General features: G+C 69.6%; 17 protein-coding genes. 8 read left to right on the top strand and 9 right to left on the bottom strand.

Features of this window, described 5'->3' with window-relative positions; all coding sequences use genetic code 11:
• Positions 1-7 precede the first annotated feature (7 nt).
• The 3 genes from BST17_RS11850 to BST17_RS11840 all read right to left on the bottom strand — a co-directional run bounded on the left by BST17_RS11850 (position 8) and on the right by BST17_RS11840 (position 2,921).
• Positions 8-589 (bottom strand): TetR/AcrR family transcriptional regulator, encoded by a 582-nt coding sequence (locus BST17_RS11850; RefSeq protein WP_083058087.1) that lies wholly within the window; start codon positions 587-589, stop codon positions 8-10.
• 102 nt (positions 590-691) lie between these two features.
• The gene (locus tag BST17_RS11845) at positions 692-1,765 is read right to left on the bottom strand and encodes a MarR family transcriptional regulator (RefSeq protein ID WP_083058085.1); all 1,074 of its coding nucleotides are present in this window, start codon (positions 1,763-1,765) and stop codon (positions 692-694) included.
• A gap of 4 nt (positions 1,766-1,769) precedes the next feature.
• Complete coding sequence (locus BST17_RS11840; protein ID WP_234807643.1) at positions 1,770-2,921, bottom strand: P-loop NTPase family protein; 1,152 nt, start codon at positions 2,919-2,921, stop codon at positions 1,770-1,772.
• Positions 2,922-3,066: 145 nt separating this feature from the next.
• Here BST17_RS11840 and BST17_RS11835 point away from each other — a divergent pair, with 145 nt between their 5' ends.
• On the top strand, positions 3,067-4,599 hold the full coding sequence (locus tag BST17_RS11835) for an acetyl-CoA acetyltransferase (protein WP_083058083.1): 1,533 nt from the start codon (positions 3,067-3,069) through the stop codon (positions 4,597-4,599).
• 75 nt (positions 4,600-4,674) lie between these two features.
• On the opposite strand, the gene BST17_RS11830 is transcribed toward BST17_RS11835, so the two are convergent.
• Positions 4,675-5,523, bottom strand: coding sequence for an LLM class F420-dependent oxidoreductase (locus BST17_RS11830; RefSeq protein ID WP_083058081.1), 849 nt, complete (start codon positions 5,521-5,523; stop codon positions 4,675-4,677).
• A gap of 219 nt (positions 5,524-5,742) precedes the next feature.
• Here BST17_RS11830 and sfnG point away from each other — a divergent pair, with 219 nt between their 5' ends.
• The 5 genes from sfnG to purH all read left to right on the top strand — a co-directional run bounded on the left by sfnG (position 5,743) and on the right by purH (position 11,663).
• Positions 5,743-6,885, top strand: a complete 1,143-nt coding sequence (gene sfnG / locus BST17_RS11825; protein ID WP_083058079.1) for a dimethylsulfone monooxygenase SfnG — start codon at positions 5,743-5,745, stop codon at positions 6,883-6,885.
• 56 nt (positions 6,886-6,941) lie between these two features.
• Positions 6,942-7,892 carry a DUF5336 domain-containing protein gene (locus tag BST17_RS11820; RefSeq protein ID WP_083058077.1) on the top strand — a complete coding sequence of 317 codons (951 nt, stop codon included), beginning with the start codon at positions 6,942-6,944 and terminating at the stop codon, positions 7,890-7,892.
• A gap of 72 nt (positions 7,893-7,964) precedes the next feature.
• Complete coding sequence (locus BST17_RS11815; protein WP_083058076.1) at positions 7,965-9,461, top strand: cell division protein PerM; 1,497 nt, start codon at positions 7,965-7,967, stop codon at positions 9,459-9,461.
• Between the two features lie 10 nt (positions 9,462-9,471).
• Positions 9,472-10,104 (top strand): phosphoribosylglycinamide formyltransferase, encoded by a 633-nt coding sequence (gene purN / locus BST17_RS11810; RefSeq protein WP_083058074.1) that lies wholly within the window; start codon positions 9,472-9,474, stop codon positions 10,102-10,104.
• Positions 10,101-11,663 (top strand): bifunctional phosphoribosylaminoimidazolecarboxamide formyltransferase/IMP cyclohydrolase, encoded by a 1,563-nt coding sequence (gene purH / locus BST17_RS11805; protein WP_083058072.1) that lies wholly within the window; start codon positions 10,101-10,103, stop codon positions 11,661-11,663. The genes purN and purH overlap by 4 nt, the downstream gene beginning before the upstream one ends.
• A 33-nt stretch (positions 11,664-11,696) precedes the next feature.
• Here purH and BST17_RS11800 read toward each other — a convergent pair whose 3' ends face one another.
• From BST17_RS11800 to BST17_RS11780, 5 genes are read right to left on the bottom strand one after another with little or no spacing between them, the layout of a single operon-like run.
• The gene (locus BST17_RS11800; protein WP_083058070.1) at positions 11,697-13,067 is read right to left on the bottom strand and encodes an NAD(P)/FAD-dependent oxidoreductase; all 1,371 of its coding nucleotides are present in this window, start codon (positions 13,065-13,067) and stop codon (positions 11,697-11,699) included.
• Positions 13,064-14,056 carry an SIS domain-containing protein gene (locus BST17_RS11795; protein ID WP_083058284.1) on the bottom strand — a complete coding sequence of 331 codons (993 nt, stop codon included), beginning with the start codon at positions 14,054-14,056 and terminating at the stop codon, positions 13,064-13,066. The genes BST17_RS11800 and BST17_RS11795 overlap by 4 nt, the downstream gene beginning before the upstream one ends.
• Positions 14,043-15,257: a glucosamine kinase gene (locus tag BST17_RS11790; protein WP_083058068.1), complete on the bottom strand. Its 1,215-nt coding sequence runs from the start codon at positions 15,255-15,257 to the stop codon at positions 14,043-14,045. Before BST17_RS11790 ends, BST17_RS11795 begins: the two co-directional genes overlap by 14 nt.
• A 2-nt stretch (positions 15,258-15,259) precedes the next feature.
• On the bottom strand, positions 15,260-16,573 hold the full coding sequence (locus BST17_RS11785; protein ID WP_083058283.1) for a glycosyltransferase: 1,314 nt from the start codon (positions 16,571-16,573) through the stop codon (positions 15,260-15,262).
• A 19-nt stretch (positions 16,574-16,592) separates the two neighbouring features.
• Entirely contained in the window at positions 16,593-17,192 is a 600-nt protein-coding gene (locus BST17_RS11780) for a TetR/AcrR family transcriptional regulator (protein WP_234807642.1), read from the bottom strand.
• Between the two features lie 165 nt (positions 17,193-17,357).
• On the opposite strand from BST17_RS11780, the gene BST17_RS11775 reads away from it, so the two are divergent.
• On the top strand, positions 17,358-18,740 hold the full coding sequence (locus BST17_RS11775) for an NAD(P)/FAD-dependent oxidoreductase (RefSeq protein WP_083058065.1): 1,383 nt from the start codon (positions 17,358-17,360) through the stop codon (positions 18,738-18,740).
• Between the two features lie 14 nt (positions 18,741-18,754).
• Positions 18,755-20,212: an aminobutyraldehyde dehydrogenase gene (locus BST17_RS11770; protein ID WP_083058064.1), complete on the top strand. Its 1,458-nt coding sequence runs from the start codon at positions 18,755-18,757 to the stop codon at positions 20,210-20,212.
• Positions 20,213-20,227 lie beyond the last annotated feature (15 nt).

The following is a 20,227-nucleotide window of genomic DNA, read 5'->3' as shown; positions in this document are numbered from 1 at the left end:
GTCCTTTCTATGGGTCGATCGGTGCGCCGATGCGCCCATTGGTGGCGTCGAGCACGGCGCGGTCGATCAACGACAGGATGTCTTGGCTTTCGAATGTCTGCCCGTGGATGACGACGGCGGTGCTGACGTCCTCGTCGACCACCCGTAGGGCGGCGGTGGTGGCGGCTGCGCACAACCGCACGGTCAGGTCCTCGGCGGGCAGGCCGAGGCGTTTGGCGATCACCGGGATGAACCCGCGTTCCATCTCGTCGTGCACCATGAGATAGGCGGTGCGCAGGGCGGGTTCGGTCGCCGACATCGCGGCGATGCGCATGGCCGCCGTCTCGTCGGCGATGTCCTGCTCGGAGAAGGGATGCGCGACGGCATCGGCGCGCATGTGCTGCCCCAGGGACAGGTCGGCGGGCCAGCGGTCGAGCACGCCGATGAAGCGGTGGGTCGATTTGGCCAGCACGGGCTCTACGCACGCTTCCTTCGAGCGGAAGTAGCGCCAGATGGTCCGGGTGGAAAGCCCTGCGGCGGAAGCGATGTCGTCACCGCTGGTGGCCGAGACGCCGTGCTCCCAGAACAGTTCCGCGGCGTGCCGGGACACCCGCAACCGCGCCGCGGCGGCCTTGTCGTCGATTTCTGATCACCTCCTCCTGTCACTTGGTGACATCTCCACCATGTCACTAAGTGACAGATCGGTCAAGCATCAGCGGTCGCGGAAGCGCAGCACCTGGCCCAGCAGCGGATCGGTCAGGTCGTACCACGACGCTCGGCGATCGGTGTCGTCCTTGCGCGAGGTGACCCAATGCCCCTCGGCCAGCCGACCGAGCACGGCAGCCGCTGACTGGTTTGAAACGCCCACCGCCGCAGCCAGATCCGATACCGTGCGCGGCGCGCCGGCGCGGGCGAGTTCGACGATCAGGCGCTGCTCGCCGGGCGGCAACTCCCACAGCCGCTGTTGGTGCAGCGGGGCCAACCGGTCCAGCACCGCTTCGACCGCGGGGGTGACGGCGGCCAGCATCGGGGCGTCGGCGACCTCGGCCAGCAACTGCCAGGTCCGCGGCGCGCCGCCCAGGACGGCATGGATGTCTGCGATCCGGCCGGCGCCCTCGGCCGTGTCCGCGAAGGTGGCCAGGGTGTTGTCGCGCTGTGTGAGGATCCGGGTCACCTCCGGCACGCTCAGGTCTGGCAGCGTCTCGACCATGAACGACCCGTACCAGGGGTACGTCCGGGAGGTCACCGCGGCGAACAGTGCCGGCGCGGTCGCCAGGATCGTGATGGCCGCCGACGTCTCCACCCAGGCGCGCAGGCTGCCCTGCCCGTCGCTGCCCAACCGGTCGAAGACGCGGTCCAGATTCTCCACCGCGAGCAGCAGCATGCGGTCGTCGGCGGCGGCGACGATCAGCTGCTCGATGCCGATGGCGTCCCGATCGCGGCGCATCGACCGGGCCGCGCCGGCGGTGTCGGCACCGATCGCCCGGGCGATCTCCACCAGCAGGTCCAGGTAGCCACCGATGGCCAGGGTGTCCTCCGGGATGAACGCGGGCAGAACGGCTTTCGCGGTGGCGGTATCGGTGAGAGCGCGGTGCACCGCGAGCCGCAGCGTGTGCGTCTTACCCGAACCCCGCCGTCCGACCAGCATCGTGTGCGGGCGGGCGCCGTCGCGGGCGGCGCCCCGGATGCGGGCGGTCAGGGTGTCCAGCAGATCCGCCCGGCCCACGGTGACCGCCTCCAGATCGGCCGGATCGGCGGCGGCGGGGGAGTACACCGGATGCATCATCGCGTCACCGCCTGATGGTGCGCCAGGCCCGTTGCACGAGCGCGGAGGCGAAGCGGTCCCGGTCGCCGGTGCGGATCAGATAGTGGTCGAGTTCCAGGCGCTCGATGAACGACACCAGCTCGTCGCGCCCGGCGACCGGGATACCGGTGCCGCGAACCTGTGTGAACACGGTGTCGACGTCCAGTGGCGCGGCCGCATGGGCGTAGATGTCGAGGAGTTTGGCGATGACCGATGCGTCGGCCCCGTAGTAGTGCGCCAACCGGTCCCGGTAATGACGGAGGTCCCACGGATCGGTCGGATCCTCGATGGCCGCCGTCACCAGCTCGGGGATCTGCCCGGGACCGGGAACGCCACCACCGGCCCGCGCCCGCGCCAGGGAAGCCGCCACCAGGTGCTGGATGTAGTAGGGGACGTTCTCGGCCGACTCGGCCACCGCGGGCGCCACCTGGTGCGCCGTCTCGGCGGTCAGGCCGCCGCCGACGAGCAGGCAGGCGGCCAGATAGGTCGCGTGGTCGGCCCGGATGGGGCCGACGGTGATCTTGCGGATGTCGTTGACGGTGCTGGGGGCATCGGCGGACACGTGATGGAAGCCGATCGATCCGGACAGCACCGTGGCCACCTTGCCGCCGTACTGCTGGCGGAACCGGCGCAGCGTGTGCAGGAAGCTGTCACCGGAGCCGGGCTCCCGGCGCTCCAGGTTGCGGGCGAGCACCGTCACCTCGTCGATGAACAGGACCACCTGACGGTGGCCGGCACGGTCGACGGTGCGCTCGAGCAGCTGATCGAGTGCGGCGGCCGCGCGTCCGTCGCGTTCCACCCGGACCGGTCCGGCCGTCAAGGTGACCCGCAGCCTGGACAACTCCTGCGCCCAGGCCGGTTCGGCTCGGGCCAGCTCGGCGGCCAGCGCGGCGACGAACTCGGCGTAGGTCTCCCGTTCGGCGCTGGCGGCGATGACGACGGCGCCGGCCCGGCGGGCGTCGCGTTGCACCACCCGTGACAACGATGTCTTGCCGTGCCGGCGGTCGCCGACCAGGACCGCCCCGCTGCCGGGCAACGAGTCCATGACGGCCCGGGCGTCCCGCAGGCGGCCGACGACGTCGTCGGGCTGGACGACGCCCCCGACCACCAGCGACATCGGGCGGATGGGCCAGGTCATGGACCGATCCTACGCTCGATCTGTTGTACGACTCAATATTTGTACATATATCCGGTTGTACATCGACACAGTCGTGGACATGACCGCGGGTCCGGGGTCGCCGCTGATCGGTTAGCCTGACGAACTAACACGTGTCAGGAGGTCAGTGATGGTGGATCCACGAACCCCGGTGATCGTCGGTGTCGGGCAGTTCACCGAGCGCATCGACGCCGAGGACTATCGCGGCATGTCGTCGGTGGACCTGGCCACCGAGGCGGCCCGGGCAGCCCTGGCCGACACCGGTGCCGACCCCGACGCGATCGCCGCGGCCATCGAGGTCTTCGTCGCGCTGCGACAGTTCGAGATCTGCACCCCGTTCTCCGAGGCGCCGCTGGGGTGCTCGGACAACTATCCGCGCTCGGTCGCCGCCCGGATCGATGCGAACCCGGCCCGCGCCGTGCTGGAACCTCTCGGCGGACACGGATCGCAGAAGGTGGTCACCGAGTTCGCCGGCGCCATCGCCGCCGGGGACCACGAGGTGGTGCTGGTGCTCGGATCCGAAAACGGTTCGACATTGCGCTATTTCGCGGGCCGCGAGGACAAGCCCGACCACTCCGAGACGGTCGGCGGTCAGCTCGAGGACCGTGGCTACGGCTTCGACCAGTACATGAACGAGTACACCGCCACGCACGGCCTGACCGGCGCGCCCGTGCAGTACGGCCTGCTGGACAATGCACGCCGGGCGCGCCTGGGCGCCACCGTGGCCGATTACCGCCGCGCGATGGCGGAACTGTTCGCGCCGTTCTCGGAGGTCGCGGCCAAGAATCCGCTGGCCTCCTCGCCGGTGCAACGCTCGGTGGACGAACTGGCCACCGTCACCGCCGAGAACCGGATGATCTGCGATCCGTACCCGCGACTGATGGTAGCGCGCGATCAGGTCAACCAGGGTGCGGCGGTACTGATGATGTCGGTGGCCGCGGCGCGCCGACTGGGCGTGCCGGAGGGCAACTGGGTGTATCTGCACGGCCACGCCGACCTCGTCGAGCAGCCACTGCTGGACCGGGTGGATCTCAGTGCCAGCCTGTCGGCGGACAAGGCTGTCGCCGAAGCGCTCCGGGTCGCCGGCCTGACCCTCGACGAGGTGTCCACCTTCGACCTCTACAGCTGCTTCCCGTTCCCGGTGTTCTCGGTGTGTGACTCCGCCGGGCTGGCCACCGACGACCCGCGCGGGCTCACGCTGACCGGTGGGCTGCCGTTCTTCGGCGGCCCGGGCAACAGCTACTCGCTGCACGGCATCGCCGAGACCGTGCTCAGCGCGCGGGAGCGGCCGGGGCAGTTCGGTCTGGTCGGCGCCAACGGCGGTGTGATGAGCAAGTATTCGGTGGGGGTGTACTCGAGCACGCCGGTCGAGTGGGCCGCCGATCACAGTGCCGAGTTGCAGGCGCAGATCGACGAGCAGCCCACCGTCGCGGTCACCCGGCACCCCGAGGGGCCCGGCACCATCGAGACGTACTCGGTGCGGTACGACTGGCCGACGACCACCGGCGTCATCATCGGTCGCCTCGACGCCGACAACAGCCGGTTCATGGCGCTCACGACCGATGCCGATCTGCTCGCGCTGATGGCCGACGGGGATCCGCTGGGCGCGGCGATCACCGTGACCGCGGGCGCGAAGGAGAATTACGCGACGCTCGCCTGAATCGCGAATGTCGGGTTGTGATCGAAGAATTCGTCTGAAATTCGATCACAACCCGACGTTCGTTCTCGCCGAAGCTCAGACCAGCTGGGTGAGCTTGCCGGCCAACCGTTCCACGTAGCCGGCGACCTCGGACTCGGACTTGTCGGGCAGGCCGAACAGCACCTCGGTGACGCCGAGATCGCGCCAGCGGGCCAGTTTTTCGGGATCGGGCTTGAAGTCCAGTGCGACGATCTGCGGGGCGCCCTCGCGGCCGGCGGCGGCCCAGGTGTCCTGCAGCAGCTTCACCGGCCCGTCGATGTCGAAATCGCGCGGGGTGGTGATCCAGCCGTCGGCCGAGCGCGCGATCCACTTGAAGTTCTTCTCGGTGCCCGCGGCGCCCACGAGCACCGGGATGTGTGACTGCACCGGCTTGGGCCAGGCCCAGGACGGTCCGAAGTTGACGAATTCGCCGTCATAGGCGGCTTCTTCCTGGGTCCACAGCGCGCGCATGGCCTCCAGGTATTCGCGCAGCATGGTGCGCCGGCGGCCCGGCGGCACCTTGTGGTCGGCCAATTCGTCGGTGTTCCACCCGAATCCGACGCCGAGGCTGACGCGGCCACCGGACAGGTGGTCCAGTGTGGCGATGGACTTGGCCAGGGTGATCGGATCGTGCTCGACGGGCAGGGCGACAGCGGTGGACAGTCGGACCCGGCTGGTGACCGCCGCCGCGGTGCCCAGCGAGACCCAGGGATCCAGCGTGCGCATATAGCGGTCGTCGGGCAGGGTCTCATCCCCGGTGGTCGGGTGCGCGGCCTGCCGCTTGATCGGGATGTGGGTGTGCTCGGGCACGTAGAAGGTGGTGAAGCCGTGGTCGTCGGCCAGCTTGGCCGCCGATGCCGGGGCGATGCCGCGGTCGCTGGTGAAAAGTACAAGCCCGTAGTCCATGCCAGAATTAGAACGTGTTCTAGTCGATAGGGCAAGGGTGGAATTCCCTCGGTGTTCGACATGACTGCAGGAAGGGCGGGTATGCGGCGGCGCCGCGCCGATCGCGGGCCGTCAGAATTGAACGCGGCGGCCGCGCTGTGGACGGGGCGGCGGCGCGTTCTCAGACTCAGGCAGATCGTTAACCGTGACGGCGGGGTCCGCTGCTGCTGGCATGACAATATGACCACCGAACGCATCGCCGATGAGATCAAGTTCGCCTACTGGGTGCCCAACGTCAGTGGCGGCCTGGTCACCAGCGATATCGAGCAACGCACCGACTGGAACTACGAGTACAACAAGAAGCTGGCGCAGACCGCGGAGAACAACGGTTTCGAATACGCGTTGTCCCAGGTGCGGTACGAGGCCAGCTACGGCGCCGAGTACCAGCATGAGTCGACCAGCTTCAGCCTGGCCCTGTTGCTGGCCACCGAGCGGCTCAAGGTGATCGCAGCGGTGCACCCCGGTCTGTGGCAGCCCGCGGTGCTGGCCAAGCTCGGGGCGACAGCCGATCACCTGTCCGGCGGCCGCTTCGCTGTGAATGTGGTGTCAGGTTGGTTCAAGGACGAGTTCACCCACCTGGGTGAGCCGTGGCTCGAACACGATGAGCGCTACCGGCGCAGCGCGGAGTTCCTGCAGGTGCTGCGCAAGATCTGGACCGAGGACGATGTGGACTTCCGCGGCGACTTCTACCGGATCCACGATTTCACCCTCAAGCCCAAGCCGCTGAACACCCCCGAGCGCCCGAACCCGGAATTGTTCCAGGGCGGCAACTCGACCGCGGCCCGGCGTAACGGCGGCCACTACGCGGACTGGTACTTCTCCAACGGCAAGGACTTCGACGGCATCACCGAGCAGATCGTCGAGGTGCGTGACCACGCCCGGGATGCAGGCCGGGAGGTCAAGGTCGGGCTGAACGGGTTCATCATCGCCCGGGACTCGGAAAAGGAAGCGAAAGAGGTCCTCCGGGAGATCATCGCCAAGGCCAACAAGCCCGCCGTCGAGGGCTTCCGCGGGGCAGTTCAGCAGGCCGGTAACTCCACCGGCGACAAGAAGGGCATGTGGGCCGATTCCTCGTTCGAAGACCTGGTCCAGTACAACGACGGGTTCCGCACCCAGCTGATCGGAACCCCCGAGCAGATCGCCGAGCGGATCGCCGCGTACCGCAAACGTGGTGTCGATCTGATCCTCGGCGGCTTCCTCCACTTCCAGGAGGAAATCGAGTACTTCGGCGACAAGGTGCTGCCGCTGGTCCGCGAAATCGAAAGCTCCGAAATCGGCACCGCGGAGCGCCTCGACGGGGCCCCGGTGCCCGTATCGGTCTGAGTGGCCGCGCCGGCGGGTGCGCTAGCGTGGGTCGAAACCGCCCACACAGGAGAGTCATGACCTACCCACCCGGTGGCCCCGGATATCCGCCTGCACAGCAGGGCAACCAGTACGTCGCACCGACGCAGCAGTTCGGCAAGGTCGGCGAGCCCGAACAGGCCGGACCGAGCAAGCTGCCCGCGTATCTGAGCGCGGCGGTGGCGGTTTTCGGTCTGGGCACCTATGCCTTCAACTTCGGTCCGCTGCTGACCATCAGCAACTCGGACTTCCCGCAGTTCGGCAGCGCCAGCGGCAGCACCCCGGGCCTCGGCCTGGCGGTGGCGGCCTCGGTGCTGGCCGCGCTGCTGGCCGGCATCGGCCTGCTACCCAAGCAGAAGTCCCGCGCCGGGCTGGTGGCCGTCGTCGCGACGCTGTCGCTGCTGCTGGTGCTGGCCGAGGTCATCAACGCCCCGGCCGGGTTGTCGATCGGCTGGGGTCTGTACCTGATCATCGTCACCACGGTGTTGCAGGCCGGCGCCGCGATCGCGGCGCTGCTGTTCGACGCCGGGGTGCTGACCCCGCCGGCGCCCAAGCCGCGCTACGAGCAGCCCTACGGCCAGTACGGCCAGCAGCCCTACGGCTACGGACAACCCCAGGGACAACCCCAGGGACAACCCCAGGGGCAGCATCAGCCGCAGCAGTACGGCCAGCCGCAGCAGCCGCGTCCGGGCTACCCGACGCCGTACGGCACCTACCCCGGTGGCGGCCCCAACACCGGCGGCTTCGCCGGCGCCGGTGGGTCCTACTCGGATGCCAACACCGATTCGCACGCCGCGGGTGGGCATTCCGGCCCGCCGACCCCGCCCACCGGCTTCCCGGCGTTCGGGCAGCCGGGCGGGACGGGTGAACCGACCGGATACGGCCAGCCGCAGGGATCGTCGGCGCCCACCACCGCGGTGCCGACACAGTCGCCGACACCACAATCGCAGTCCGAGTCCGCACCCCAGTCCGGGCCGCCCTCGTCGTAGTCTGGGCGTCGCGCGCCCGGACAAGGCGGACCGGGCGTGCGTGAACCCAGTGTGCGAGGAGCGACCCAGCTAGTGGATAACCGATCGGTCGGCACCCGGCAGGCACGTGACCTGCTGCGGGTGGCGTTCGGGCCGTCGGTTGCCGCGCTGGGGATCATCGCCGCGATCACGCTGCTGCAGCTGCTGATCGCCAACAGCGATATGACCGGGGCCTTCGGCGCCGTGGCCAGCATGTGGCTCGGGGTGCATCAGGTCCCGGTCTCCATCGGCGGGCGCGAACTCGGCGTGATGCCGTTGCTGCCGGTGCTGCTGATGGTGTGGGCCACCGCCCGCACCACGGCGGCCGCGGCGGCCCGCTCCTCCTGGTTCGTCACCCGCTGGGTGGTGGCCTCCGCCCTCGGCGGGCCGCTGCTCATCGCGGCCATCGCGCTGGCGGTGATCCACGACGCCTCCTCGGTGATCACCCAGTTGCAGACGCCCGACGCGGCACGGGCCTTCGCCGGGGTGTTCGTCGTCCACGCCATCGGTGCGCTGCTCGGCGTGCTGATGACCGGTCGGCTGGCCGGCCTGACCTGGCTGCCGCGCTGGTTGCCCGAGGCGCTGCGCGCCGCCGCCACCGGCGTGCTGGCGCTGCTCGGACTGTGCGGTGTGGTCGCCGCGGGGTCGATCATCGTGCACTGGGGCACCATGCACGACCTGTTCGGGATCACCGACTCGCTGTTCGGCCAGCTCAGCCTGACCCTGCTGTCCATCCTGTACATCCCGAACGTGCTGGTGGGCACCGCGGCGGTGGCCGTCGGGTCCAGCGCGCACATCGGCCTGGCCACCTTCAGCTCGTTCACCGTGCTCGGCGGTGACATCCCGGCGGTGCCGGTGCTGGCCGCGGTGCCGACCCCACCGCTCGGACCGATCTGGGTGGCGTTGTTGATCGTGGCGGCCGTCGCGGCGGTCGCGCTGGGCCAGCAGTGCTCCCGGCGGGCGGCGCCGTGGCCGATCGCGCTGGCCAAACTGGCCGTCGCGGCCGGCACGGCCGCCCTGACCATGGCGTTGCTCGGCTACGCCGGGGGCGGCCGGCTGGGCAACTTCGGTGATGTCGGCGTCGACCAGGCCACCTTCGGCCCGGCCGTGTTCGTGTGGTTCGCCGTGGTCGGTGGGCTGACCGTGGTGATGGCCGGTGGGCTGACGCGACGGCCCCGGCGGGCCAGGCCGGCGCCCGTTGCCGACGCCCCCGATGCGGAGGAGACCGACACCGGGGCGTTCGGCACCGGCGCGTTCGACACCGCGGAGGCCGATACCGAGGTCATCTTCCAGGGTGGTGACCCGCGCGGCGCCGACGGCGAGTACCGGGACGAGGACGTCGCGGCGGACGGGTTTGTCGACGCGCAGTTCGTGGATGCGGAGTTCGTGGACGCCGACATCCTGGACGCCGAGATCGTGGACGTCGACGAACCGCGGCAGGTGCGGGCGCGCGTGGAGGACGAGCCGCCGCTGGATCCCGAGGATCACTTCATGGTCGACGGGGACGTACCGGACGTGGTCGCCGATAAGCGCCGCGAGCAGGGCGACTAGGCTGCTGCGCGTGCAGCAGCCAAGCCTCCGAGTGCCGCCCAGCGCACCGGCCCGGCTGGTGGTGCTGGCCTCGGGGACCGGTTCCCTGCTCGACGCGCTGCTGGAGGCCGCGGTCGGCGACTACCCGGCCCGCGTGGTCGCCGTCGGCGCGGACCGGGCGTGCCGGGCCCTGGAGATCGCCGAGTCGGCCGGTCTGCCCACCTTTCAGACCCGCCTTGCCGATCACCCCGACCGGTCCGCCTGGGACGCCGCGCTGACCGAGGCGGTCGCGGCGCATCAGCCGGATCTGGTGGTCAGCGCCGGATTCATGAAGATTCTTGGGCCGCAGTTCCTTTCCCGGTATCCGGGCCGGGTGCTCAACACCCATCCGGCGTTGCTGCCGGCGTTCCCGGGCGCGCATGCGGTGGCCGATGCGCTGGAGCACGGGGTCCGGGTGACCGGTTGCACGGTGCATCTGGTCGACGCCGGCGTGGACACCGGGCCGATCCTGGCCCAGCAGGCGGTGGCCGTACGCGACGATGACACGGAAGAGACCTTGCACGAACGCATCAAGATCGTCGAACGGACGTTGTTGGTGGACGTGCTGGCCGCGCTGGCGACGCGCGGCCTGACCTGGAACGGACGAAAGGCAATCCTGGGATGAGCGAACGTAAGCCGATCCGGCGGGCGTTGATCAGTGTGTACGACAAGACCGGTCTGGCCGATCTGGCTCGCGGCCTGCACGCCGCCGGCGTGAGCATCGTGTCGACCGGGTCGACCGCGAAAACGATTGCCGACGCTGGTGTTCCGGTGACCCCGGTCGAGGATGTCACTGGTTTCCCCGAGGTGCTCGACGGCCGGGTGAAGACGCTGCACCCGAAGGTGCACGCCGGACTGCTGGCCGACCTGCGCAAGCCCGAACACGAGAGTGCGCTGGCCGACCTGGGTATCGCGCCGTTCGAGCTGGTGGTGGTGAACCTGTACCCGTTCACCGAGACGGTGGCCTCCGGCGCCGCGCCCGACGAATGTGTGGAGCAGATCGACATCGGCGGCCCGTCGATGGTGCGCGCCGCCGCCAAGAACCATCCGAGTGTGGCCGTCGTGGTCGACCCGCTCGGGTATGACGGCGTGCTGGCCGCGGTGCGCGACGGCGGCTTCACCCTCGCCGAGCGGAAGAAGCTGGCGGCGTTGGCCTTCCAGCACACCGCCGAGTACGACGTGGCGGTGGCCAGCTGGATGGTCGCGGTGCTGTCCCCCGAAGAGGATGCGGCGGCGCTGCCGCGCTGGGTCGGGTCCACCTCGCGGCGCACCGCGGTGCTGCGCTACGGCGAGAACCCGCACCAGCGCGCGGCCCTGTACCGGGACGACTCGGCCTGGCCGGGCCTGGCCCAGGCCGAGCAGTTGCATGGCAAGGAGATGTCCTACAACAACTACACCGATGCCGACGCGGCCTGGCGCGCGGCATTCGACCACGAGCAGACCTGTGTGGCGATCATCAAGCACGCCAACCCGTGCGGTATCGCGGTGTCCACGACGTCGGTCGCCGATGCGCACGCCAAGGCGCACGCCTGCGATCCGCTCTCGGCGTTCGGCGGGGTCATCGCCACCAACACCACCGTCAGCGTCGAGATGGCCGAGACGGTGGCCGATATCTTCACCGAGGTGATCGTCGCGCCGGCGTATGAGCCCGGCGCGGTCGAGGTGCTGTCCAAGAAGAAGAACATCCGCATCCTGGTCGCCGGTGAACCCGAGGGCACCGCCACCGAGTTGCGCCCGATCAGCGGCGGTCTGCTGGTCCAGCAGCGTGACGCCCTCGACGCCGAGGGTGACGATCCGAACAACTGGACGCTGGCCACCGGCGAGGCCGCCGACGCGCAGACGCTGGCCGATCTGGTCTTCGCCTGGCGAGCGGGCCGGGCGGTGAAGTCCAATGCGATCGTGATCGCCAAGGACGGTGCGACGGTCGGGGTGGGCATGGGTCAGGTCAACCGGGTCGACGCCGCCCGGCTGGCCGTCGAGCGGGCGGGGGAGCGCACCCAGGGCGCGGTGGCCTCCTCGGATGCGTTCTTCCCGTTCCCCGACGGTCTGCAGACGCTGATCGACGCCGGGGTGAAAGCGGTTGTACACCCGGGTGGTTCGGTGCGCGACGACGAGGTGACCGCGGCCGCGACGGCGGCGGGCATCACGCTGTACCTGACCGGGGCGCGGCACTTCGCGCACTAGGCACACGCCCCATCGGCGATCGTCGCCGGCGGCTCAGCGGCCGGCGACGATATCGGCGATCCGCGCGATCGGCGAGCTCGACCGCCGACCGCGGGCCTCCTGTCGGTCGGCGGCCCGGTAGGCCGCGTAGATGCCCTGCACCGCAAGGTAACGCAACGGTTCGAACTCCCACTTGCGGGCGCGGTGGCCGACCCAGGGCAACCGGGTCAGGTCGGTGTCACGGCGCAGCACCAGGTCCGCCAACGTGCGGCCGGCCAGGTTGGTGGCGGTGACACCGGTGCCGACGTAGCCGCCCGCGTATCCGAGTCCGGTGCGGTGGTCGTAGGTCACCGTGGCCGACCAGTCGCGGGGCACACCGAGCACACCGGACCAGGCGTGGTCGATCGCCGCGCCAGCGGCCGCGGGGAAGAACCGGCGCAGCAGTGCGGCCAGACCGGCGATCGCCGATGGTTGCGTCGAACCGTCGGTGTCGACGGTCGAGCCGAACCGGTACGGAATCCCGCGGCCGCCGAAGGCGATCCGGTCATCTGCGGTGCGCTGGGCGTACATGTACACATGCGCGAAATCGCCGAGGGTGTCGCCGTGCTCCCAGCCGACGGATTCCCAGACGCGGGCGGTCAGCGGTTCGGTGACGATCATCGACGAGTTCATCGGCAACCAGGTTCGGTGTTCACCGGCCAGGTTGGCGGTGAATCCCTCGGTGGCGCGCAGCACATGCGCGGCCCGCACCGTGGCCGACACCGTGCGGGCCCGCCCCGGCTCGATCGCGATCACCGGGCTGTTCTCATAGATCGCCACGCCGAGGCGCTGCACGGCATCGGCCAACCCGCGCACCAGCTTTGCCGGATTCACCCGCGCGCAGTGCGGATGCCAGATGCCGCCGAGGGTCCCGGCCACATTGACCCGGGCGGCACTCTCGGAGGCCGACAGCAACTCGACATCGGTGTGCGACCACTGCCGGGCCGCCGCCGCGGCGGCGGTGAGCCGGCGCAGTTGCGCCGGCGTGTAGGCGACGTTGAGCTCACCACCCTTGCGGATGTCGGCATCGATGCCCTCGGCGCGGGCGACATCGATGACCTCGTCGACGGTCTGATTGAGCGCGAGCTGATGGGCGTCGGTGGCGGTACGGCCGGCGGCGGCGGCCATCCGGTCGTGACCGCCGGTGATCGAATTGGTCAGCCAGCCACCGTTGCGGCCGGAGGCGCCGAAACCTGCAAACCTGGCCTCCAGCACGGCGATCCGCAGATCCGGTTGGGCCCGCTTGAGGTAGTAGGCCGTCCACAGACCGGTGTATCCGGCCCCGATGATCGCCACGTCGACATCGATGGAGCCGGTCAGCGCGGGGCGGGGCCGCGGGATGCCGAGCTGTTGCCACCAGAACGAGACACCGCCGTTGACGGTCACTGCGCACCCGCCGATTCCGGCCTGGACGACTGGGCCTGCCAGGCGCGTGCCGCCAGCAGTTCGGGCACCAGTGTCTCGGTGAGCAACCGCACGTCGTCGTCGGTGTCACCGGGGTAGCGCAGCGTGGCGGTGGCACCGGGGACATCGCCACTGACACCGACGACCGTGGTCTTCCGGAGGCCGGTCCACTCGAACATCTGTGCCTCCCAGGCCGACCCGGCGAACACCAGCATCCGCAGGTCGGTGTTCTTGGTGCGGTAGACGTCCACGTGACTCCAGTCGCCTGTCTCGCAACCGATCGCACTGCGCCGCGGCCCCTCCCGCAGCATCAGCGCACCCTGCTGGGCGGAGGAGAATCGTCGTGCCGGCGCGCACAGCTGGATCTCGTCGGGACCCAGGAGCTTATGCGCAACCTCGGGCAGCCAGTTGTCCTCCTCGCCGAGCAGCCATTCGGCGGCGTGCGCGGCCGCTCGGACGGTGCGCACCACGGTGTCGGTCGGCGTGCCGGTGAGGTGGCATTCCAGCGCCAGGTACAACGCCAGCGTGTGCGCGAAGCTGCGGCAGGCGACCCCGCCGACCTCCGGGCCGGCCACCAGATCGACCGTCGCCGAGCACTGCTCGGTGATGGCAGAGCCGGGCGTATTGGTCAATGCCACCGTGGTCGAGGTGGGGTCGATGCGCCGCAGCGCGTCCAGGGTCTCCACCGATCCACCCGTCGCGGAGGTCGCGACGACCAGCGTCGTGGGCCCCCACTGCGGCAGCAGATCGGTCGAGGCGATATCGGACACGGCGCACACGCCGCGGGCGCGCAATCGGGCCGCCGCGACGCCACCGGCATACGCCGAGGACCCCATCCCGAGGTAGACGACCCGGTCGATACCGGCCGGCACCACGTCGGCCCAGGGGTTGTGCGCGGCCAGCCCCTCGGCCAGCGCGGTCAGCGTCTCGGGCTTGCGGGCCAGGTCCCCGGCGAACTCATCGGGATTCAAGGTCGTCACCTTTCAGAAGGGCGGGTAGCGCGGCGTCCGGCACGTACATCCAGCGGGGCAGATGCCGGCCCGCGTAGACGATTTCGCGTAACACCTGCTGGAGCCGGAAGGCGCCCATGGCGTGGGCGGTGAACAGGTGCAGATGGCCGTTCTCGGCGAGGCGGGCCGTATAGGAGTCCAGGAAGGCGGCCCGGGCGGCGCGGCCGATGCGGCGCAACGAGATCGGGTCGAGTTCGTGATACCTGGGTACCACGATCTCGACGTGGGCCAGCGACTGCACCAGGCCCGCCACGTCGAGCGCGGCCGGCGCAGGCAGCGCCCGCTGCCCCGGCGGCAGCACCGGGTTGCCGTCGAAATCGGTGATGACGAAGCGGTCCTGACTGCGCAGCACCTGGCCGACATGCAGATCACCGTGCGCGTCCAGGATAGGTACGCCGACGAGGTCGCCGATACCGGCCAGCGTGTCCGCGATCTGCGACCCGTATCCGTCCAGCACGGCCGCGGTATCCGGCCCGGCCAGGGCCGTTGCCGCCGCGAGGGTTTGGCGCGCACCGTCGAGCCAGCGACCGGCATCCTCGGCTGTCGACACGGTGACGGTGGCGGCCAGTGCGCTGTGCATGTCGGCGACGGCGACACCCACCTCGGCGCACGCGGCGGTGGCCGGGCGCGGATCGCCCGCCTTGGTGGCTGCCGCGAACAGTTCGATACCCCAGGTCCACCCGTCGCTCGCCGCGGGCAGGTAGGCACTCACGCTGGCCACCAGGGTTTCGGCGCCCCCGTCGGGGCACCAGGTCACCAGACCCCACGGTGCGGGCATCGCCGTGAATCCGGCCGCGGTCAGTGTCGACAACCGGCCGGGCGCCGGATGCGGTCCGGGCTCGAGGTGGGTGGCCCACTTGACCACGGCCGCGTCGCCGACGATGACGGATTCGTTGGTCTGGTCGACGGTGATGGCGCGCTCGCCGCGGGTGTCGCGGCGTCCGGTCCAGGACGTGATCACGAACCGGCCCTGCTCGGTCCGGCCGGGTGCCCGGGTGAGCAGGCGGATCAACGCTTCTGCCGTGCCATCACCGGCGCCCGCGCGGCGCCAACCACCGTGCTCCGCGCGGGCCGGCACGGCCGACAGCGCACCGTCCCGGTTGATGACGGCCAGGGCGTGGCCGTCACCGAGAACCAACAGATCGGACGGGTCGAGGTACACGGTCAGGTCGCGGCCGTCCGGTGGGTGTGCCCGATGCGTTCGATGACGTCGGCGGCCACCCGCAGCCCGTCCCGCTGGCGCACCGCGGCACCGATGGCCGCGACGCGGTCCCGCATCTGCGTGTCGGCCAGGATGCGGTCGAGGGCCCCGATGAGTTCGTTGTCGGCGAAGTGATAGGTGTCCAGGCGGACACCCAGGCCGAGTTCGTCGATGCGCTGGGCATTTTCGTACTGGTCCCAGAACAGCGGCAGCACGATCAGGGGCTTGCCGAAGTGCAGTGACTCGGTGGTGGTGTTGTTGCCGCCGTGCGAGATGACGGCGTCGACCAACGGGATGATCCTGGTCTGCGGCAGCATCTGCGCGCCGGTCATGTTGTCGGGCAACGTGATCTTGTCGGCCTGCGGACCCTTGCTGACGATGAACCGGTGTGGTGTCCGGCCGAGTACGTCCACCAACCGCTGCATGAGTGCGACATCGGCCGATCCCAACGATCCCAGCGACAGGAACACCAGTGCGCTGTCCGCGGGGCGGTCGGCCATGGCCGCGGGTAGCTCGTAGTCCTCGTCGGTTTCCCGGACACTGGAATCCAGGCGCGTCCAGGATGCGTCCAGGGGACGACGGTCGGTGTAGTCGGCCTCGGCGGGGTAGACGTACAGTCCGGCCGCCATATCGCGGGGCATGAACTCCAGGTCGGGCAGCTCGGCGCCACCCTGGGCCTGTACCCAGTCGTTGAAGTCGGCCCAGAGCGGGCGCAGCCTGCGGTCGAATTCGGCGCGGTAGTCCTCCCAGGCGGCGGGGTCATCGCTGGGCAACCCGGAGAAGGGCGGCGGGACAGCGCTTCCCGGGATCTCCAGCGGGCTGCAGGACACGATGCGCACGAAGGGCTTACCGGCCGTCGTCAGCGCCGGAAAGATCACCACGTTGTCCTCGACGATCACATCGGGTCGATGGGTGGCGATGATCTGCCGCAGTCGCGGCTCGCAGTACTTCGCCCCGTCGATGAGCGCCTGATAGGTCGGCACGATGAAGGTCTCGAGCTGCTCGATGGTCGGTTTGGCGAACTCCGGCGCCGTTTCGGCGATGAAGTCGGTCCAGAACTGACCGGCGTCCTCGTCGGCACCGTCGGCCGCCGGGGGTGCCAGGTCCACGAGTTCTTCGATGAAGCCGTACTTCTCGATCTTGCCGGCCCACGAGGACTCGGCGGCGAAGACGATCGTGTGCCCGCGCTCGCGCAGCTTGGCGGCCACGCCGATGCACTGATTGGTCGGTCCGTATGCCGATTCCGGCCAGAACATCACGGTCAACGGTTCGGTCATCATGGTCCTTTCACCGATGTCAGGGGCGGGTGCGCGGGAGCGGATGAGCGGTGGCGACGCGCGCATAATCGAGAATGAGGTCGATGCTGGCGTTGGCATCGAGGCTGGGGTGGCGGGCCACCATGCGGTAGCCGTAGGCATCCTCGAGCGCGACGATGTTGCGGGCGATCGCCAGTGACGGCGATGCCAGGGTGAAGGTCCCCTGCGCGGCACCGGATTCCAGGATCACCTGATACATCGCCACCTGCCGGTCGAAGAGAGCGGTCAGTAGGACCGCATACGAGGGGTACCTGCCTGCGGCGCCGCCCAATTCGCAGAGCAGTTTGACGGCGGGATCGTCGGAGTCCACGGGCAGCCCGGATTCGATGGTCATGACCAGCCGACGGTCCGGCTCGGCCACGCCCTCGATGGCCCGCATCCGTTCGTCGTAGAACCGCTCCATGCCGGCCCGGTTGGCCTCGACGAGCAGCGTCTGCACATCAGGGAAGTGGTAGAGCACGGCGCCGGAGGTCAGCCCGGCTTCGGCGGCGACCTGCTTCAACTGGACGTCGGCGCCATGCTTCATGACGGCGCGCTGGGCTGCATGCAGCAGCTTCGCCCGCCGTTCGGAACGACTCACCGGCACCCGTGGACCTCCTGGCAATGTGTTCCGGTCACTCTGCCACGACTCGGCCGATCATGCGCGGTTTCCCTGAACTGCGCATCAGTTTTAGGTTGGCTAGGGCATCTGATGTGCGAATTCACCGCTTGCCAAGATTGAAGGTTGGTGCAACTATCACTCGCCATGAGTGCCGATCTGCGCGACGCCGAGCCACGGCCGGTGTGGTGGGAGGGCGCCGACACCGGCCCCCGGTCCGAGCCGCCGGCGGGCCGGCACAACGCCGACCTGGTGGTCATCGGCGCCGGTTACACCGGTCTGTGGGCGGCCATCGAGGCGCTCACCGACGATCCCTCGCTCGATGTGGTGGTCCTGGAACAGGACTGGGTCGGCTCGGCCGCCTCGGGACGCAACGGTGGATTCGTCTCGGAGTCCCTGACCCACGGCATCGCCCACGGCGAGGCGATGTGGCCCGATGAGGTCGACGAGCTGATGCATCTCGGCCGCCAGAACGTCTCGCAGATCGTCGAATTCGTCGAACGGCACGGAATCGACGCCGACCTGCGCATGGTGGGCAAGACGACGCTGGCCCGCACCACCCACCAGGCGGACGCGCTGCGCGCCGCGGTGCACACCCACACCCGCCGCGGCGAGAAGGTCGAATTCCTCGACCGCGCGGCGGTCCGCGCCGATATCGATTCACCGGCCTTCGTGGCCGGGCTGCGCTCCTACTCGGGCGGGCTGGTCGACCCGATGGCACTGGTGCAGGGACTGCGCCGGGTCGCCGAGTCCATGGGGGCGCGGATCTTCGAACAGACCCGCGCCACCGGTCTGCACGCGTCACCGGGTGGGCTGACCGTCGCCACCGATCGCGCGCAGCTCCGGTGTGCCCGGGTACTGCTGGCCTCCAATGCCTTTCCGCCGCTGCTGCGCCGACTCAAGGCGTGGGTGCTACCCGTCTACGATTACGTCCTGGCGACGGCGCCGCTGTCCGGTGAGCAACTGGCGCGGGTGGGCTGGAGCCAGAATCAGGGACTCACCGATGCGGGCAACGAATTCCACTACTTCCGGCGCACCCGCGACGACCGCATCCTGTGGGGTGGCTATGACGCCGTCTACCACTTCGGTAACAGGGTCGCGTCCGAACTGGAGTTGCGCCACGCCTCACACCGGCTGCTGGCGCAACACTTCCGGCAGACGTTCCCGCAACTCCACGATGTGCCGTTCACCCACCGCTGGGGCGGGGTCATCGATACGACCAGTCGCTTCACGCCGATCTTCGGGACCGCCCATCAGGGTCGGGTGGCCTATGCGGTCGGGTTCACCGGCCTGGGTGTGGCCTCCACACGGTTCGGCGCGCGTGTCGCATTGGATCTGCTGGCGGGCCGGCGCACCGAACGGACCCGTCTGAAGGCGGTGACCGGGATGGCGGTGCCCTTCCCTCCCGAGCCCCTGCGCTGGCCGGCCGTCGCGCTGACGCGCGCCGCACTGGCCCGCGAGGACGAAACCGGCCGGCGGGGAACGCTGCTGCGCGTTCTCGACCGGTTCGGTGTGGGCTTCAACAGCTGAGGAGCGGGAGCACGATGATTGCAGGACGATTCCACCGGGGCCGACGCGTCGAGGGCGGCGGCGACAGTCGGGTGCTGTTGGACCCGGCCACCGGCGAGCCGACCGGTACGGTCGCCGAGGCATCGATGGCCGATGCCGACGCCGCGGTTGCCGCGGCAGCCGACGCGTTCGGCCCGTGGTCGCAGCGCCCGGCCGGAGAGCGGGCCAGGGTGATCCTGCGCTGGGCCGACCTGATCGACGAACACGCCGAACAGCTCACCGCGCTGGAGGTGGCCGAGACCGGGAAGCCGGCGGCCGTCTTCCGGGACGGCGAATTACCCTTCGGCACCGACAATCTGCGATTCTTCGCCGGCGCCGCGCGTTCCCTGGAGGAGACCGGTGCGGGGGTGCTCAGCGCGGGCTACACCTCGATGATCGTGCGCAGGCCGGTCGGTCCGGTCGTGGGCATCGCACCCTGGAACTTCCCGTTGATCATGGGGCTGTGGAAGATCGGGCCGGCGATTGCCACCGGTAACACCATCGTGGTCAAGCCCGCTCCGACGACCCCGAGCAGCACGCTGTATCTGGCCGAACTCGCCGTCGAGGCCGGCCTGCCCGCCGGTGTCCTGGAGGTGGTCACCGGCGCCGAGGGAGTCGGTCAACGGCTGGTCGCCGACCCGCGGGTGCAGCTGATCTCGATCACCGGGTCGACGCGGGCGGGCCGGCAGGTGATGTCCGCCGCGGCCACTCGCGGCGCCCGGGTGCACCTCGAATTGGGCGGCAAGGCACCGTGTCTGGTGTTCGAGGACGCCGATCTCGACGGTGCCGCGCACGGCATCGCGATGGGCGCCACGTACAACTCGGGCCAGGACTGCACGGCGGCGACCCGGGTGTACGCGCATGCGGACATCTTCGATGAGCTGGTCGAGAAGATCACCGCGCAGTTTGCCGCCATCCGGGTGGGGGATCCGCACGATCCCGATACCGATATCGGGCCGCTGATCGGGGTGCAGCATCGGGCGCGGGTGCACGGATTCGTCGAGCGTGCGGTCAGCGCGGGTGCCACGGTGCGCATCGGCGGTGCCATCCCGCAGGGCCGCGGCGCCTACTATCCGCCGACACTCGTCACCGGGGCCGCCCAGACCGACGAGATCGTGCAGGACGAGGTGTTCGGACCGGTGTTGGTGGCCTTGCCCTTTGCCGATGAACAGCAGGCGATCGAACTGGCCAACGACTGCCGGTACGGTCTGGCGTCCTCGGTGTGGACCCTTGACGGTGCCCGCTCGCTGCGGGTGGCCCATGCCATCGAGGCCGGGGTGACCTGGGTCAACGATCACCTGCCGATCGCGTCGGAGGCTCCGCACGGCGGGGTGAAGGCCAGTGGCTTCGGCAAGGACATGAGCCAGGCTGCGGTCGCGGAGTACACCGTGGCCCGCCACATCATGGTCAAACACGCTGCGCGGGCGGCGAACACGTCATTCCGTCCCGCCTGAAACTTCATAGCTGAC

Source organism: Mycolicibacterium bacteremicum, from assembly GCF_002086115.1.
In the GTDB taxonomy this organism is placed as follows: domain Bacteria; phylum Actinomycetota; class Actinomycetes; order Mycobacteriales; family Mycobacteriaceae; genus Mycobacterium; species Mycobacterium bacteremicum.
Note: the sequence above shows the minus strand (reverse complement) of the source record. Positions and strands in the feature narration are given on the sequence as shown.

Excerpts from the sequence above, each read along its gene's own strand:
- BST17_RS11845 (WP_083058085.1), bottom strand. The coding sequence starts at position 1,765 with ATGATGCATCCGGTGTACTCCCCCGCCGCCGCCGATCCGGCCGATCTG.
- BST17_RS11840 (WP_234807643.1), bottom strand. The coding sequence starts at position 2,921 with ATGACCTGGCCCATCCGCCCGATGTCGCTGGTGGTCGGGGGCGTCGTC.
- BST17_RS11830 (WP_083058081.1), bottom strand. The coding sequence starts at position 5,523 with ATGGACTACGGGCTTGTACTTTTCACCAGCGACCGCGGCATCGCCCCG.
- sfnG (WP_083058079.1), top strand. The coding sequence starts at position 5,743 with ATGACCACCGAACGCATCGCCGATGAGATCAAGTTCGCCTACTGGGTG.
- BST17_RS11820 (WP_083058077.1), top strand. The coding sequence starts at position 6,942 with ATGACCTACCCACCCGGTGGCCCCGGATATCCGCCTGCACAGCAGGGC.
- purH (WP_083058072.1), top strand. The coding sequence starts at position 10,101 with ATGAGCGAACGTAAGCCGATCCGGCGGGCGTTGATCAGTGTGTACGAC.
- BST17_RS11785 (WP_083058283.1), bottom strand. The coding sequence starts at position 16,573 with ATGACCGAACCGTTGACCGTGATGTTCTGGCCGGAATCGGCATACGGA.
- BST17_RS11775 (WP_083058065.1), top strand. The coding sequence starts at position 17,358 with ATGAGTGCCGATCTGCGCGACGCCGAGCCACGGCCGGTGTGGTGGGAG.
- BST17_RS11770 (WP_083058064.1), top strand. The coding sequence starts at position 18,755 with ATGATTGCAGGACGATTCCACCGGGGCCGACGCGTCGAGGGCGGCGGC.